The 17,779-nt window shown below is 37.2% G+C and carries 11 protein-coding genes and 1 pseudogene; 10 read left to right on the forward strand and 2 right to left on the reverse strand.

What is annotated here, in order from left to right; all coding sequences use genetic code 11:
• Positions 1–580: 580 nt before the first annotated feature.
• On the forward strand, positions 581–2,152 hold the full coding sequence (locus KDN24_RS02740) for a Vga family ABC-F type ribosomal protection protein (protein ID WP_491348283.1): 1,572 nt from the start codon (positions 581–583) through the stop codon (positions 2,150–2,152).
• 128 nt (positions 2,153–2,280) lie between these two features.
• Here the strand turns inward: KDN24_RS02740 and KDN24_RS02745 are convergent, their stop codons facing one another.
• Positions 2,281–4,221 (reverse strand): endonuclease MutS2, encoded by a 1,941-nt coding sequence (locus tag KDN24_RS02745; protein WP_491348284.1) that lies wholly within the window; start codon positions 4,219–4,221, stop codon positions 2,281–2,283.
• 588 nt (positions 4,222–4,809) lie between these two features.
• Here KDN24_RS02745 and KDN24_RS02750 point away from each other — a divergent pair.
• The 8 genes and pseudogenes from KDN24_RS02750 (at position 4,810) to KDN24_RS02785 (ending at position 12,652) form a co-directional block, all read left to right on the forward strand.
• Positions 4,810–6,495, forward strand: a complete 1,686-nt coding sequence (locus KDN24_RS02750; protein WP_409975172.1) for a glycoside hydrolase family 13 protein — start codon at positions 4,810–4,812, stop codon at positions 6,493–6,495.
• Positions 6,496–6,506: 11 nt separating this feature from the next.
• Positions 6,507–7,391 carry an ROK family protein gene (locus KDN24_RS02755; protein WP_409975173.1) on the forward strand — a complete coding sequence of 295 codons (885 nt, stop codon included), beginning with the start codon at positions 6,507–6,509 and terminating at the stop codon, positions 7,389–7,391.
• 281 nt (positions 7,392–7,672) lie between these two features.
• Positions 7,673–8,296: pseudogene (locus KDN24_RS02760) on the forward strand (carbohydrate ABC transporter permease); the annotation flags it as partial.
• On the forward strand, positions 8,296–9,111 hold the full coding sequence (locus KDN24_RS02765; protein WP_409975174.1) for a carbohydrate ABC transporter permease: 816 nt from the start codon (positions 8,296–8,298) through the stop codon (positions 9,109–9,111). The pseudogene KDN24_RS02760 and the gene KDN24_RS02765, both read left to right, overlap by 1 nt.
• Positions 9,112–9,135: 24 nt before the next feature.
• Complete coding sequence (locus KDN24_RS02770; protein ID WP_409975175.1) at positions 9,136–10,155, forward strand: LacI family DNA-binding transcriptional regulator; 1,020 nt, start codon at positions 9,136–9,138, stop codon at positions 10,153–10,155.
• Between the two features lie 28 nt (positions 10,156–10,183).
• Positions 10,184–11,851 carry a glycoside hydrolase family 13 protein gene (locus KDN24_RS02775; RefSeq protein WP_409975176.1) on the forward strand — a complete coding sequence of 556 codons (1,668 nt, stop codon included), beginning with the start codon at positions 10,184–10,186 and terminating at the stop codon, positions 11,849–11,851.
• A 207-nt stretch (positions 11,852–12,058) separates the two neighbouring features.
• Entirely contained in the window at positions 12,059–12,256 is a 198-nt protein-coding gene (locus KDN24_RS02780; RefSeq protein WP_409975177.1) for a helix-turn-helix transcriptional regulator, read from the forward strand.
• 3 nt (positions 12,257–12,259) lie between these two features.
• Positions 12,260–12,652 (forward strand): hypothetical protein, encoded by a 393-nt coding sequence (locus KDN24_RS02785; RefSeq protein WP_409975178.1) that lies wholly within the window; start codon positions 12,260–12,262, stop codon positions 12,650–12,652.
• 121 nt (positions 12,653–12,773) lie between these two features.
• Here KDN24_RS02785 and KDN24_RS26335 read toward each other — a convergent pair whose 3' ends face one another.
• Positions 12,774–14,522: a methyl-accepting chemotaxis protein gene (locus KDN24_RS26335; RefSeq protein ID WP_525931270.1), complete on the reverse strand. Its 1,749-nt coding sequence runs from the start codon at positions 14,520–14,522 to the stop codon at positions 12,774–12,776.
• A gap of 113 nt (positions 14,523–14,635) precedes the next feature.
• Between KDN24_RS26335 and KDN24_RS02800 the strand changes: the two genes are divergently transcribed.
• Positions 14,636–17,704, forward strand: coding sequence for a non-ribosomal peptide synthetase (locus KDN24_RS02800; RefSeq protein WP_491348285.1), 3,069 nt, complete (start codon positions 14,636–14,638; stop codon positions 17,702–17,704).
• Positions 17,705–17,779: the final 75 nt, after the last annotated feature.

Consider the following 17,779-nt stretch of genomic DNA (forward strand, 5'->3'; position numbering starts at 1 on the left):
TGATAAAACAACAAATTCATTTCTCGTTGACAATTTATTGTCAGATCGCGTAAGCTTAAGATAATTATAAATCGGAAGGGTGACCCAATTACATGAAGTACTAATCCTATTTTTCGAAAACATTAGATTGAAGGCAATGTTGTTAGCAGATACTATATTTGCTTTAATTTTGTTATGCCATCAATCGCCGTTTTTCAGAATAGGATTGGCTGATTGTAGTTGGACTAAAGGGAGCAGTCTCTTTCGCCCAAAATAAGAAAACATTCATTTATCAAGGTTAATGAATGTCTAGCTTTAGCGTCTAAGATAAAGGATAACACTTACGTATGTTTATTACTCTAAGTTATCCGCGGGCGCGATCGCTTTTCTTATGCACTTATGCCTCCTATTCTGAAATGAATAGGAGGCTTTTTTGGTAGTAGGAAAGTTAAAGATTATTTAATGTGCCTAAAGTAAAATTACATTCAAATAATTTACTGCTTATAACATCGTATAAGAAAAGCTAAGACATTCGCCGAAAGTACTTGGCGAACGCCAAGTTTTTCTAATCTTCATAAAAAATAAGAATGGAGATGAGTTTGTGCTATTATTAGAAGCTAATCAGCTTGAACTATATATAAAGGATCGATTATTAATTAATATAGAAAAATTGCAAATCCATCAAAATGACCACATTGGCTTAGTTGGGCGAAATGGCAGTGGCAAAACAACTTTGTTAGAAGTTATTGCTGGCAAGAAGCATCCTGATAGCGGGGGAATGACCGCTTATACTTCATGTGAGCTTTTGCCACAAATAAAAAAGACGGACACAATGAAAAGCGGTGGAGAGGTTACACAAGAATATATTAATAAGGCACTTATTAGCCATCCGGGTATTCTGCTTGCAGACGAACCAACTACAAATCTTGATACGGAGCATATTGAATGGCTTGAAAAAAAGCTCGCCAATTGGCAAGGCGCATTTGTCCTTGTTTCTCATGATCGAGCATTTTTAGATGCTTTATGTACGACGATTTGGGAGGTTAATGAAGGAAAAATAACAGCGTATAAAGGAAATTACTCTGAATATGCGGAGAAAAAGGAGCTTGAACATAAACAGCATGAGGCAGCCTATGAAAAATATGAGAAAAAGAAGAGACAGCTTGAAGAAGCATTAGTGTTGAAAGAGAAAAAAGCAGCAAGGGCAACGAAAGCACCAAAAAATCTCAGCTCTTCAGAAGCTAGAATTACTGGGGCGAAACCCTATTTCGCCAAAAAGCAAAAAAAGCTGCAGCAAACAGCAAAAGCCATTGAAACTCGCTTAGAAAAGCTAGAAAAGGTTGAGAAGCTTAAAGAACTACCTGACATTCAAATGAATTTACCGAATGAAGAAACAGTAATAGGGAAGATTGTGATTCGTGTTGAGGATGTGAAGGGAGTTATCGGGAACCGTATCCTTTGGCATAACGCTAGCTTTTCTGTACGTGGTGGCGATAAACTTGCCATTATCGGGTCAAATGGGAGCGGTAAAACAACTCTTATTAAAAAAATCATCAATCGAGAAGAGGGGATTTCTGTCTCACCCTCAATAAAAGTCGGTTATTTTAGTCAGAATATCGATATTTTAAATACGGAAAAAACAATAATCGAAAATGTCAGCTCCACTTCGAAGCAAACGGAAACCTTCATCCGCACAGTACTCGCTAGACTGCATTTTTTCAGAGAGGATGTTTATAAGAAAGTAGGTGTATTAAGCGGAGGTGAACGGGTAAAGGTAGCATTAGCTAAATTATTTGTGAGTGATGTGAATACATTAATTCTGGATGAACCGACGAATTTTCTTGATATCGAAGCGGTTGAGGCATTAGAATCGCTATTGCAATCCTATCCAGGAACGATTGTTTTTGTTTCCCATGATCGTCGATTTATCGAAAAAATTTCAACTCGTGTTTTGGAGATCAAAGAGTCTGAGATTCACCTTTTCGATGGAACATATCGAAACTATAAACAATATGTACCACGGGAAAAACGTGATGACCTAGAAGATGAAATGCTCATTTTAGAGACAAAAATCTCTGAGGTGCTCAGCCGCCTTAGCTTGGAGCCATCTGAAAAATTAGAAAGAGAGTTTCAAACTTTATTAGCGAAGAAGCGGAAGATGAAACAAGAATAAGTTGAGATGGTCCAGAAAAATGACCCAGAATTTCACCTAGCTTGCTGGTAAAATTCTGGGCCCATTTCAAAGGAGATTTTCCTATAATGCACTTATCTGAATATCGCCCACTTTTTATACTTCATTCATCAATCTTCACTATCTAGCCAAATACCCTCCACATGCCTTTTCTTTTGTTGTTTATTTATTTTGCGATAGTCTTTCGACTTGAAAATAATGTCGAAGTCATAATGATCTGGATACAAATCCTTCCCTTTAATATAGAGCTTCAATCGTTTATGATTTACGGTCTGCTTCGTATCTTGGATTTGCACAATATAATGACCGTTTACGTCTGGGCCTTTATAGACAATTCCCATTTCATTTGTTTCAGTTAACAGGACATTATCTCCTTGTTCAAAAAGAGTATGGGTTTTCGTTTCCTGATGAGGAAATGGTTTCTTACTTGTCTTTCTTGCGTATTTATTAACAATGATTTGTTTTTGATAATTTGGCTCCTTTAATAAATTGATGTCGAGCTCTTGACGATAGTCGCGTTTATGTTTATACGTAATTTCATGTGCCTTTTCGATTAATTCTGGATGCATGCCTAGTTTTAGCGCAATATCGAATGCTTGACTGTGTCCGCTTTGTCCAAGCATAAGCCTATATGTTGGTCTTAGCGTATTTAGATCAAATTCCATCATCCCATTGAGAAATCCGCTTGTTTTTTCAGCAAACTCTTTCATTTCGCTATAATGGGTCGTAGCAAATAAGGTGGCTCCTTTTTCGTAGAGCTGTTCTAGAATGACGATTGCTAGTGCCATGCCCTCACTAGGATCTGTCCCTGAACCTAATTCATCAAGTAAGACAAGCGAACGATCATTTGTCACTCGCAAGATTTCAATGATATTCACAAGTCTTGAACTGAAGGTGCTTAAGTTTTGTTCAATGCTTTGTCCATCCCCGATGTCGACAAAAATATGTTGGAAAATAGCAATCTCACTTCCGGGATTCGCTGGAATAGGCAATCCTGTTTGCGCCATCATGGTGAGTAAGCCGACCGTTTTTAATGTGACTGTTTTTCCGCCAGTATTGGGCCCAGTTATGACTAGGGCTCGATGTTCATCACCGAAACGGACGGATAATGGTACAGCCTTTTCACCAAGCATCGGATGACGTGCTTCCTTCAAATGAATGAGATAGTCTTCGTTTAGTAACGGTATGGAGCAGCCTTTTTTGCGGCTATAGGCTGCTTTCGCAAATAATACGTCATAATGGTGCATCGTTTCGATCGCGATATTTATCGTTTGCTCATACTGAAGTACCTTTTCGGTTAATTCGTATAAAATCCTTTCAGTCTCCTGCTCTTCTGCCATCCGCAATAGCTCAATTTCCTCTTGAATGGCGCTAAGCTCAGTTGGTTCTATATATAGTGTAGAGCCTGAAGCAGATGTATCAAGAACGGATCCATTCACCTTTGTTCGATATTGTCTTTTCACTGAAAGGGCAATTCGGCCATTTCGTTCAACGAGAACAGAATCTTGTAAATATGCTGCATATCGTTTTGATTTCACAAGCTGGTTTGCTTTCTCCTTTAGCTTATCTGCTTGGATGGATAGCTGCCTTCTCAAATAAGCTAAGTCATTTGAGGCATGACTATCCACTTGACCATGTCGAATGCAGCGATTAATTTCTTCCTCCAACGGTCGTACATCACCAATCGATTCAGCATATAAACTAACATTTGGTGCTGCATACTGCTTATCCTTCATAAACTGCTTCAATTTCGAACAATGGTTCAAAAATGAATGGACATACGTAAACTGATCAGCGCGAATATAAAGTCCTTTTTTTGCCTGAGTTAAATAAAGCGCCATTTCATCGAGCGTGTGTATAGGGATACTGCTGCTCATTTTAATGATTTCTTCAGCTTCCGCCACTTCATTTAAAGCATGCTCGATTTTCCGTTTATCCTGTAATGGCTTCAATGATTGAAGGGTATTCTTTCCTCGATTTGTTTTTGCAAATTGAGCGATTTCTGCTAAAATCTCCTCAAACCCTAATACATCAATTGTTTGTTGATTCATTTTGAATCCTCCTTTTTATTTTTGATAAGAGTCTGTTAAATTTGGCTGTTGATTTCCGCTTCCATCAACAGGTTTTAAAAATCAACATTTCCTTTTAACAGAGTTTTTGATAAAAAAAACCGCCATGAACATATCGCTCATGACGGTTAGAAGAAAATGTAAACATGCAGTGACACCTTATTTTGCGTACATTAATAGAAACGTGGAAATCCATCGTTCTTTTCATTTTTTGTACACAAAAAAGCTATGACAAAACATGCCATAGCTGGTTCACGGATCTTCTATGCTATGATGCTTGTTCTTAACATCCTTGAAAAAAGTGCAAACTTAATAAACCAGCAGATATACCGGTTTTTTGCTGTAATCAAGGCCGTATGAAATTACGGTTTAGTTAAGAACACTCACACTCATAAAACAAACTCCTTTTGAGTTTACATTTTTTTATACATATCCAGTATACTGTTTCGTGTTCCAATGGTCAATATAAGATAATGCTCATATAGGGATTAAAAATATAGTGCAAGCGTTTGCAACATAATTGGAAAAAGTTTAAAATAATGCCAAATACGTACATAAGGTGGTGGGGAAATGACTCAATTAAATGAGCCATGGTGGAAACGGAGTGTCGTTTATCAAATTTATCCACGGAGCTTTATGGATTCTAACGGTGACGGCATCGGTGATTTACAGGGCATCATTTCAAAGCTTTATTATTTAGAAAAATTAGGTGTTGATGTTATTTGGCTAAGTCCAGTCTATGATTCTCCGAATGATGATAATGGCTATGATATTCGAGATTATCGCATGATTATGCAGGAATTTGGAACAATGAATGATTTTGAAAGATTAATAGATGAAGCGAATAATCGAGGGATTCGAATTGTGATGGACCTCGTCGTTAATCACACTTCAGATGAACATATATGGTTCGTGGAATCACGTTCCTCCAAAGATTCTCCATATCGTGATTATTATATTTGGCGAGATAGTGATGATGAAACCCCTCCGAATAATTGGGGCTCCGTTTTTTCTGGATCTGCTTGGGAGAAAGATAGTCTGACAAACTCTTATTATTTGCATTTATTCTCAAAAAAGCAGCCTGACTTGAATTGGGAATATGAACCACTAAGAAATGAAATATATGACATGATGACCTATTGGCTAGATAAGGGCATTGGTGGCTTTCGGATGGATGTCATTAATTTCATTTCCAAAGATGAACGATTACCTAATGGAGTCGTCCACCATGAACAATTGTATGGGGATGGGAGTCCGTATTTTATAAATGGACCGAAAATCCACACGTATTTACGTGAAATGAATGAGAGGGTATTACGTCATTATGATGTGTTAACAGTGGGAGAAATGCCTGGAGCAACGACAGAGGATGCACGAATTTATACGAATCCGGAAAATGAAGAAGTGAATATGGTCTTTACATTTGAGCATATGAATTTAGATAATGGTCCATATGAGAAATGGGATATTCAATCATTGGATTTAGTTGAATTAAAGCGTAACTTTGAGAAGTGGCAGCATGCCCTTTATCATACCGGCTGGAATAGTCTTTATTGGAATAATCATGATCAACCTCGGATTGTATCACGATTTGGAGATGATAAGCAATATCGCGAGAAGTCTGCTAAAATGCTGGCCATTTGTCTACATTTCCTTCAAGGAACACCTTATATTTATCAAGGGGAAGAACTGGGCATGACAAATGTAAAGTTTGCCGCCATTAGTGACTATCGAGATATTGAAACACTTAATATGTACAAGGAAAAACGGAAGCTCGGAGTCCCGCATGAAACCATTATGTCAAGCATTTATGCGAAAGGTCGAGATAATGCAAGAACTCCGATGCAATGGACTTCAGATGGGGGATTCACGACAGGAACACCTTGGATTCAGATGAATCCAAATACTATAGACATTAACGCCGAACAAACACTTTCCGATCCATCATCTATTTTTTATACGTACCAAAAGCTCATTCAATTAAGAAAGAAATATGACATTCTGACGTACGGAAGCTTTCAATTATTATGGCCAAATCATCCACATCTTTTCGTTTATAAGCGAATAATCAAGGAAGAGGAATGGTTAATCGTTACTAATTTTTCAAAGCATACAGAAAAAATTGCTTGGGATGATTGTGAAGTGAATAGTCAAAACATACATATAATAATAGCAAACTATGAAGCTCCATTAATAGGTGATGAGATAATAGAAGTAAGACCTTATGAGGCATTTGTGTTAAGAATATATAAATAGGGGGATGTCAATTGAAGAAAGTATTAGGTGTTGATATTGGAGGAACGAAAATCCGTCTTGGTGTTGTCAATGAAATTGGTGAGGTTCTAGAAGATAGAACGATCCCTACAAAATTGCCGTTATATCCTTATTTGGAGGAACAGATTTTAAAAGTAAAGGCAGAATATCCTGAACTAGAAGGCATTGGAATTGGTACGCGAGGAATGGTTGATGCGAAGACAGGTGTCGTTACTTTCGAAAAAGAGCTGGAAGGCTGGCAAGGGACGCCGGTTAAATCTCTATTAGAAAAGGCAACTGGAATACGTGTTGAAATTAATAACGATGCGAATTGTGCAGCTCTTGCTGAAGTCGTACTCGGGGCAGCAAAAGGCTTTGAACGGGTCGTTTGCTTGACAATCGGAACAGGGCTTGGAGGAGGATTAGTATTTGACGGTCAAGTGATGAACGGTATGCATGGAGGTGCTGGAGAAGTTGGGCATATGATTTTGTATCCTAATGGACTTGCCTGTGGTTGTGGAAGAAGTGGCTGCAGTGAACAATATGTTTCGGGGACGGCATTAAGAAGAATGATTCAAGAGCAGCAGATTATCGATCCGAAAACAGGAGAACTCGTATTGCCACAAAACATCTTTCAATTAGCAGAGAATGGTGTCTCAAATGCAATTGCTGTTCGTGAGCGCTTTCTTTCAGATTTTGCGATTATCATCGCTTCTCTGCAAGCAGTATTAGATATAGATTGCGTTGTTGTCGGTGGGGGTGTTTCAGAATCTGCAGATGATTGGTGGGAAATTCTTATTAAAAAAGTCGACCCATTAAAACTTAATCCTTTACAAATAAGGCGTGCGGCTTTCGGAAATGAAGCGGGAATGCTAGGGGCGGCAATGCTTGTTAATTAAAAAAACAGAATTGTGAATAAATTAAAACTTGTTATTGCTTGGGCGGTATGTTAGGATAAATTCAACAACTTTTGTGCAAACGTTTTCGCAAAAACTTTGCATTCTTTTTTGGGCTAGTAGGAAAGTTAAAGTTTATTATCGTACTCAAGTAATATATAGTTCAAATAATTTTAGCGTTTGCAATACCGCATAAGAAAAGCTAAGGTATTCGCCGAAAGGACTTGGCGAATACCAAGTTTTTCTAATCATTTGTGCAAACGTTTTCACAGATAAATGATAAAAATTTAATTGGCTTATCACTCGCACTCCTTGTAACAGCTAAATTAAAGACGAATAAAGCATTGCGTACGATTTTCTTTATGCCGAATTTAATCGGAGGATTAATCCTCGGGTTTATCTGGCAATTTATTTTTATGAAAGCATTTGATGGGTTTGGTGCTATGATCGGGATGGAGAGCCTGCAAGGATGGCTGTCAACGCCTCGAACTGGCTTTTGGGGACTAGTCATTGTCATGAGCTGGCAAATGTCTGGCTATATTATGGTCATTTATATTGCTTATTTGGAGGGTGTTTCAAAGGAATTACTTGAATCAGCTGAAATTGACGGTGCAAATGCCTTTCAAAGATTTCGCTATGTTGTATTTCCACTCGTCGCCCCAGCGTTTACAGTTAGTATGTTTTTAACGCTTTCAAACACATTTAAGCTATACGATCAAAACTTGAGCTTAACTGGTGGAGGCCCTTTTCATTCTACACAAATGGTGGCGATGGAAATATTCAATACTGCATTTGGTCGCTATGATATGGCATAAGCTCAAGCAAAAGCTGTCATATTTTTCATTATCGTTGCCGTAATTGCATTAGTTCAAGTGTATATTAATAAGAAACGTGAGGTGGAAATGTAATGCGAAAGCCGTATCGCATCCTTCTAGAATTAATCGGAATTTTTTTAGCGCTTGTTTGGCTTGCTCCCTTTTATTTAATGATCGTGAACTCTTTAAAAACAAAGCGTGAAATTTTCGAGGATACATTAAAACCACCAAGCACTGTAACATTTGATAACTATGTGCAAGCATTTGTGGAATTCGATTTTCTGAGAACATTTGCAAACTCATTAATCATTACGATCATTAGTGTCGCCCTTATTATTATTTTTTCGGCAATGGGAGCTTACGCGCTCTCACGTGCAAAGAGCAGGATTAGTACGATTATTTTCTTTGTGTTTGTGGCGGCAATGCTCATTCCTTTTCAATCGGTCATGATTCCACTGATAACGATTTTTGGGAAGTTTGAAATGCTAAATCGTTCAGGTTTAATCTTTATGTATTTAGGATTTGGTGCGAGCTTATCCATCTTTTTATACCATGGTGCTTTAAATTCAATACCACGCTCTTTAGACGAAGCTGCTACAATTGATGGAGCGAATAAATTCCAAGTTTTTTGGTATATCATTTTTCCAATGCTCAAACCTATTACAGTAACGGTGGCCATTTTAAATACAATTTGGATATGGAATGACTACTTATTACCGTCTTTAGTGATTAATAAACAAGGGATGGAGACGATCCCATTAAAGATGTTCTTTTTCTTCGGAGAATATACAAAACAATGGCACCTTGCATTGGCTGGACTTACAATAGCGATTATTCCAGTCATTATTGCCTATTTCTTCGCTCAACGAGAAATTATTAAAGGTGTGTCTGAAGGGGCCATAAAGTAAATTAGTGAAAGGAGGGAGTCTTAGTTGGCTGTTACAATCATCGATGTGGCAAGAGAAGCAAAGGTCTCACCATCTACGGTCTCCCGTGTTATCGCAGATAGTCCGCGAATTAGTGAGCAAACGAAGCGAAAAGTAAGAGAGGTAATGGAGCGCTTGGAATATTATCCAAACTTTCAAGCGAGAAATTTAGCTGCCAAAAGTACAAAAACGATCGGCGTTATTATGTCGCATTCGACTTCAATGGCATTTCAAAATCCGTTTTTTCCAGAGGTTATTCGGGGAATTTGTGCAAGCGCTCATTCTAGTCAATATGGAATTTATTTATCAACAGGTGGGACTGAGGAAGAAATTCATCAAGAAGTTGTCTCAATGGTCCAAGGGAGAAAGGTGGATGGGATTATTCTGCTTTATTCTCGTGTAAATGATCGGACGATGAACTATTTAAAGGCTGAGAAATTTCCGTTTACAATGGTAGGCCGTCCTTATAAATATGAGAATGAGATTACATATATTGATAATGATAATCGAAAAATTGCTCATGACGTCGTGAATTATCTTTATCAATTAGGTCATCGGCAGATTGCATTTATTGGAGGAGATCTCGATTTTGTCGTTTCAAGAGATCGTTTAGAGGGTTATAAACAAGCATTAGAAGATGCAAATCTTACTTATTCAGATGCGTACTTTATCCATGATCAAGCATTTAAAGCAAAGGAGAATGAAGAGTTACATAAAATGATGCAGCTTGCGGCGGCGCCGACAGCTATCGTGGCACATGACGATTTGATCGCCTATGAAATTATTCGTTGTTTAGAAGAGCTTTCTATTCACGTTCCGAATCATCTTTCCATAATAAGCTTTAATAATCACTCGTTATCCGCATATGTGAGCCCACCATTAACTTCTGTCGATATTTCGATATTTGAGCTTGGTTTTGAAGCAACAAACTTTCTATTAGAAAAAGTCCGTGATCCGAATGCAGCTGTTACTCATCACTTTGTACAAACGACTCTAATAGAACGGGAATCTTGTAAAAATATTTAAAACTTCTGAATAGAAGAAGGAGGCCAATATGGAGAGAATATGGTGGAAGGAAGCGGTTGCCTATCAAGTTTATCCCCGCAGCTTTCAAGATTCTAATGACGATGGAATCGGGGATCTGAATGGACTGATTACTCGTTTAGATTATTTACAGGATTTAGGGATTGATGTCATTTGGATATGTCCAATGTATCGATCACCTAATGATGATAATGGTTATGATATTAGTGATTATCAGGAGATTATGGAAGAGTTCGGAACAATGGATGATTTTGATTTGCTCCTAAAAGAAGTGCATCGTCGAGGGATGAAGCTCATTATTGATTTAGTGATTAATCATACGAGTGATGAGCATCCATGGTTTATTGAATCAAGATCTTCCAAAACGAATGATAAGCGTGATTGGTATGTTTGGCGAGATTCTGTAAATGGTGAGGCTCCAAATAATTGGGGAAGTATTTTCGGGGGTCCAGCTTGGGAATTTGATAAAGAGACGAAGCAATATTATTTGCATTTATTTTCAAAGAAACAACCAGATTTAAACTGGGAGAATGAAGAAGTCCGACAGGCCTTGTATAAGATGATGAATTGGTGGCTTGATAAGGGTGTAGACGGCTTCCGATTTGATGCCATTAGCCATATTAAAAAAGACCCTACATTCACAAGCATGCCGAATCCAACTGAGATGTCTTATGTCCCTGCTTGGGAGAAGTATATGAATGTCCCAGGTATTATGCCGTTTTTAGCGGAAATGAAGCAAGAAACATTTGCGAAATACGATATTATGACAGTCGGTGAAGCAAATGGAGTTGGTGTGGATGAAATTCATGATTGGGTAGATAGGAAAGACGGAAAATTCGATATGATTTTTCAGTTTGAGCATTTAAGCTTATGGGATGTTGAAACGAAAAAGCTGGATATTCTTAAGCTTAAACGAGTATTAACAGAGTGGCAGAAGGCATTAGAAGGAAGCGGCTGGAATGCCTTATTTATCGAAAATCATGATAAGGCCCGATCTGTATCAACATGGGGAAATGATGAACGGTATTGGCGAGAAAGTGCAACAGCATTGGCAACGATGTACTTTTTTATGCAAGGTACACCATTTATTTATCAAGGCCAAGAATTAGGAATGACAAATGTTAAATTTCCTGTGATTGAAGATTATAATGATGTAGCGACGAAGAATCTATACACGAGCAGATTAGCACAAGGCGATTTACATGAGCAAGCGATGGAAATGATTTGGGCGACAAGTCGAGATAATGCCCGAACGCCGATGCAATGGTCTGCAAGAAAAAATGCTGGATTTACGAATGGAACACCATGGATCGGTGTGAATCCGAACTATTCAAAAATAAATGTAGAAGCTCAAGAAAACGATCCAAACTCAATATTGAATTATTATAAAAAGATGATTCAGCTGCGCAAAAAGGCTGAGCTCTTCACATATGGGATTTATGATATTTTGCAAGAAGCTCATCCTTCTCTTTATGCGTATACTCGTACTCTCGGAGATCAAAAGGCCATTATATTATGTAATTTATCTCCGGAATCGGTTACGGTTGATAAAGTAGACGACATTGTTTACAAGCGTTCAGAACTGATTCTTTCAAATCTTGAAGTGGTGGATCATGAACAAACGGAAACCCTTCAGCTTTCTCCATATGAAGCTAGGATTTACGCTCGCATAATCTAAAAAAGGATGAATTTCAAAAAAATAATAACGGCTAGGGCTCTCACTGAAAGGATTTGGTGTTTGCGCTAGCTTTTCCAATTGGATTAAATTTGGATGTTGATTTCCCCTTCAATCAACAAAAAATGTAAAGTACACTTGACTTTTTGAAAAAAGATTTGTAAAGTATACTTAACATAAAGTTTGTTTTCCTTTTTGAGTAGGTGAAAAATGAAGAATAATATTAAGCATTTTCGAGTGAAATATAATTTCACGCAAGATGAGTTAGCTGAGAGATTAAATGTATCACGGCAAACGATTATTTCATTGGAAAAGGAACGCTATAATCCATCCATTACACTTGCTTTTAAATTGGCGCGATTATTTAATTGCCAAATTGAAGATATATTTGTTTACGAGGAGGAATAAAGAATGAAAAAGGCAAATCAAGCAGTGACGAATCGTTATACGTTTCTTTTTTCTGCTATCTTCATCACAATAGTTTCTATGTATACGATGACGACCGATCTTTTACATAACCGATTTCCAAACTCCATTATGCTGTTTGCACTTGGATTAAATCAATTTATGATGGCTTACCTTTCTCCCCATCTATACCCAAGTGATGAGCGTTCAAAATCCATTGTTGGGAAAGCGATGTTTATTAACTATTTTGTATTATTTGGAACTCTGCTTATATTAAGCTATTTCACTTTTTCATTCAGTGCTATAACGCTCACATCCTTTCAAACCATTATCATAATCGGCAGCGTTATTAGCTTTTCTGTCCCTTTCACAATGGTGATTTATTCAAAGTTGTTATAATGTAATTGTTTATTATAAAAATAAAACAAAATCCCGTAACAAAATGCACCCAAAGATTAGCCGAAACTAATGAGCGGGTGCATTTCATTTGTGAAAAGATGTTTTCTATTGTCTTTAAATTTTATTTAGAAACGGTGAAATCCTCAACTAACATTTCCAGCTCCCCAGCTAATACATTTAAGCCTTCAGAGGAATCAATTAAGTTAGAAACGCTATTATGATGGTGCTTAGCATTTTCAGAAATATTATTTGAAAAAGCAGTGTTCTCTCTAGCAATATTTTTAAGCTGCTCAGCCGTAGCTGCAATTTCTTCGGCACTTGCCGATATTTCTTGAGCAGAGCCAGATACGTCTATGATGGTAGTTGAAACATCCTTGGAGCAGTTCTTTAATTTGTTAAATATTTCTCCAGAGTTGTCAACAAGCTCTGTCCCTTTTTGGATTTCAATATTGCCTTTTTCCATCAGTAAAAAGGCTTCTTCTGTTTCACTTTGAATTTCATTGATCAAGCTTGCAATTGAGTTAGCTGATTGATTAGACTCTTCTGCTAGCTTTCGAACTTCCTCAGCTACAACCGAAAATCCTTTTCCAGCTTCTCCTGCACGTGCAGCCTCAATAGCTGCATTTAAAGCTAACAAATTCGTTTGCTCCGCAATACCTGTAATAATATCCAGAAGTTTTCCAATTTCGATTGAACGACTTTTCAATGTTTGGATCGAATTCGTTGTTAACTCAAAGCGAGTTCCGATGACTTTCATTTGCTCTTCAAGCTTTTGAACAGATGCATTTCCTTCTTCTGTTATGTTATCCATATCGATAGAAACGGCGCTAACTTGTGTTGAGCTTGAGGCAATGGATTGTATAGCTTTCGTTACCTCATCGATGGCGATCGCAGTATCGGTAATGGAATTCTCTTGATTTGTTATCGATAAAGACATTTCTTCCGTCACTAAAGTAATTTCGGAAGAGTGCTTATCGGTTAATACCGCTGTTTCATTCAGAACGTCAGAAGATGTTTTTATTTTTTCAGCGGACTCTTTTACCTTTAAAATCATTTTATTAACACCTTTAACCATTTCGTTAAAGGATTGATTTAGTCTTCCTAATTCATCAGTACCTATATTTGTTAATTGAACAGTAAAGTCTCCACTGCTTACTTGATTTAATCCACTCATAAGCTCTCGAAGAGGACGGAAGCCTCTTCTTGTAAAGAAGATTTGTAGGATAATCGCTACAATTAACCCTGGCAGAAGAATGGAAACGCTAACCATAATTAACTCATGTTGTGAAGTTTTGATTAAGCTTGCATCAAAATCGATGCCGAAATAAGCAAATACTTCACCATGTTCATTTTTCAGAGGATATAATTCTGTCACCCAAGTCCCGATATCATCAGAATAAATATCAGTCGATACGAGTGTTTTTTTCTCCACTAACTCTTTGATTCCTTGAACAATTTGTTCTGGCTGTGGAAAAGGATCTGCAACATTCACTCCCTCTGATGTTAAATACTCCACTAAATGTGAGGGAACAGCATAAACAGGAGTATAGCTTCCATCAACTAGTTCGGTGCTAAAGATATACCCTTGAGCAACTTTTGGATTGTTCGCTGAAATCGAATCAAAAATTTCTGTTAGTTCTTGCTGAGAGGCTGTGGTGAAATCTTTGGATCTCATCGCATCCAAAACGACATCCATTTCGAGTGTTTCACCCCAGGATGTAGCGAGTGTTTTAGCTTCATTTAGAATAGACGACTTCATCGTGTTTGTTAAAACAAAGAAGCATGAAGCTGTAATTAATAGGCCGATACAAATAATCATGGTAATTGAAATAAACAAATTTTTAAAAATAAAGGATTTTTTGTTAAACATTTGATTATATCTCCCGATTAATAAATTGACTAACTACAACTATTTTACCATAATGAATATTGGATAAAATGTCAATTTTTGATGGATTTTGTAAAAAAATAAGGAGAAATGTAATGAGCTATAGTCAAAATAGTTTTGATCTATCATATGTACCTAGGACTAAAGGACTATACAAAAATATGAATAACAGTGAAAAATGGTTCTCAGGTCAAACGATTGTAGACAGGTTTTACGAGCAAGTGTCCAAATTCCCATCTAGAATCGCTTTATCAAATCAAAATCAGCGACTAACTTATGCAGAACTGAATGAATATTCTAATGGGGTGGCTTTAGAGTTACTTAACAAAGGTGTAAAGAAAGGAGATTTTGTCGGCGTTTTTTTGAACAGAAGTATAGAAGCTGTGATGGGATTATTAGGTGTGTTAAAGACCGGTGCGATTTATGTTCCAATTGATCCAGCTTATCCTGCAGAACGAATTGATTATATGATCAGTAATACGAATTGCGCAGTTCTTCTTACTGAATCAGAAGTCCGTAAGAAACTGCCGATTTTAAAAAATGATCCAATCATTATTGAAGTGAATGATATGAAATGTGTAAAAGAAAATATGACATGCAAGGAATTGGTTAATGAAGATATCGCTTATGTCATCTACACATCGGGATCTACGGGAACGCCAAAAGGAACATTGCTAAAGCATGTTGGAGTGCTCAATTTAGCTGAATGGCTCTCAGATCATTATCAATTCCATGAACATACCGTCATATCTGAATTTGCTTCCTTTAGTTTCGATGCTTCCATTATTGATTTATTTCAAGCGTTGCTTAACGGTGTTCAGCTCCATCTCTTATCTGAAAAAGCAAGAATGGATCATGCAGCACTATTGGAAGAAATTCATGCGCATAAAATAACAAATATGATTTTGCCTACTGCCTTTTTTAATAACATGGTTCCGATGCTTGAAAAGGAAGCAATAGAAAAGCTTTCTTCCCTAGAGGTTTTAGCATTAGCAGGTGAAGCATTGACTGGAGAAATGGTGCGAATTTGGCAAGACAAATTTGGACTGTCTCCAATGTTGAGTAATTTCTATGGACCAACTGAAACGACTGTTATGGCAAGTTATTATGATTTGAATTTTCAGCTGCCTAAAAATGTGGCGAATGTTCCGATCGGAAAGCCTATTCAAAATGTGAAGCTATACGTCGCTAATGAGGAGGGTCAGTTATGTTTGCCAAACGAACCAGGTGAATTAATTATTGAAGGTCCTGGTGTTTCTATTGGCTATCTTAACCAGCCTGAAAAGACGAATGAGGTTTTTATACAGCGAAATGAAACAAATGCTTACTCTCTCTATAAAACTGGGGACATTGTAAAGCTATTGCAAGAAGGGACAATCGAATTCCTCGGAAGGAAGGATGACCAAGTAAAAATTAGAGGTCACCGTGTCGAAATAGGTGAAATCGAAAATTTCCTGCAAGGGTTAGACTATGTTCATGAGGTAGCAGTCGTTGCTAGGGCAAACAATGGAAATAAAGAGTTGTATGGCTTCTATAAGCTTAAAGAAAATGTAGATGTTTCGAAGCAATGGCTAGAAAGCGAAATGAAAAAGGCTTTGCCTGAATATATGATCCCTGCTTATTTAATTAAGCTTGAGGAAATGCCGATTGCACCGACAGGTAAAATTGATCGGAAGAAGCTAGAGCATATTGATATCCAGTCATTTTTTATGCAAGATATTACAGGTCCTCGTAATGAAACAGAAGAAATTTTAGTAAAAGAGTTGGGTACAGAGCTCTTGTTAGAGATGTTCGATATTAAAGAGGATATTTTTACGATTGGGGCAAGCTCGTTTAAAATATTAAATGCACTGGCAAGATTGAAGCCGCATTTTCCAATGTTAAGTATTCAAGACTTTTATCAAAATAGGACCGTTGAGAAACTAGCCCTATACATAAACGAAACAAAAAAATTAGAAAAGAAACAGACAACAAAGATCGCAAAAAGCTTGAAAGAGTACCCGGTTTCAATAGAACCAAAAAGCGGGTATTCTACATACAAGCATGAGAAAAGTGAAGAGCAAATTTTGCTGACTGGATCGACTGGCTTTCTAGGAACCCATATATTGCTTGACTTACTGAATGAAACGAATGCAAAAATAATTTGTTTAGTCAGAGGGAAAAGTGAAATTGAAGCAAGAGCTCGTCTTTTCGATAATCTTGCTTATTTTTCAAATGAAGAGATCGATATGACAAGAATTGAAATTATGCTCGGTGATCTCGGAATAGATCAATTAGGATTGACTAACGAGATTCATACCAAACTAAAGAATTCCTTAGACCGTATCATCCATTGTGCGGCTGATGTTCGCCACTTCGGAGATGAAGAGCATTTTCATAATGTCAATGTAAAAGGAACTCAAAGATTATTAGACTTGGCTTACGTAAATAAACATATTCCATTTACGTATATTTCAACGATCGGGATACCAGAAGAGCTTGCCGAAGAAGGGCTATGGGAACATTATTGCGAAGTGCTTCCATCTGCGTTTTCTACTTGCTTAAAAAGTGTTTATACAAATAGCAAATTTGAAGCGGAAAAACGAATCCATCAAGCAATGGAGGATGGCATTCAAGCAAATGTTTTCAGAATCGGTAATTTAACGGGACATTCTACCTCTGGGGCATTTCAAAAAAATATTGATAGTAACGCATTTTACCGCATGATTAAAGGAGGAATACTCCTTGGTAAAATGAAACAGTCAAATGCAATTGTTGACTTGACGCCTGTTGATATTGCAAGTCATGCCATTTTGAATATTTCAATGAATGAACAGTCCTACGGAAAGACCTTTCATATCGTCGATCCGAATCCACTTAAATATAATGAATTTATTCAAGCATTAAGAAAAGATGGATACTTCATTGAGCAAGTAAGTGCAGAGGATTTTTCCAATTGGGTATTTACGAATGAATTATCACAGGAATCAAAGCAATTAGCCATTTCAATCATTGAAGGTGAAGGCATAAAAGATACATTATGGGAATGGGATTGTACGCAAACGAGGCAATTTGTACGTCAATATGACTCTTACTTTACGCAGCGTGAGGAATACATCAAAAGCATCATAAAATACGGACAAGAGGTAGGATATTTCCCACTGCCCAACCATGTTTTTGCTTAATTAAAATGCCTACTTATATGACAAATCGATTTAAGGTACACACAAGCTGTGTATTAATCAAAAAAGTATCGATGG

The sequence above is a fragment of the Cytobacillus sp. Bva_UNVM-123 genome (assembly GCF_046351715.2).
Lineage (GTDB): Bacteria > Bacillota > Bacilli > Bacillales > Cytobacillaceae > Cytobacillus.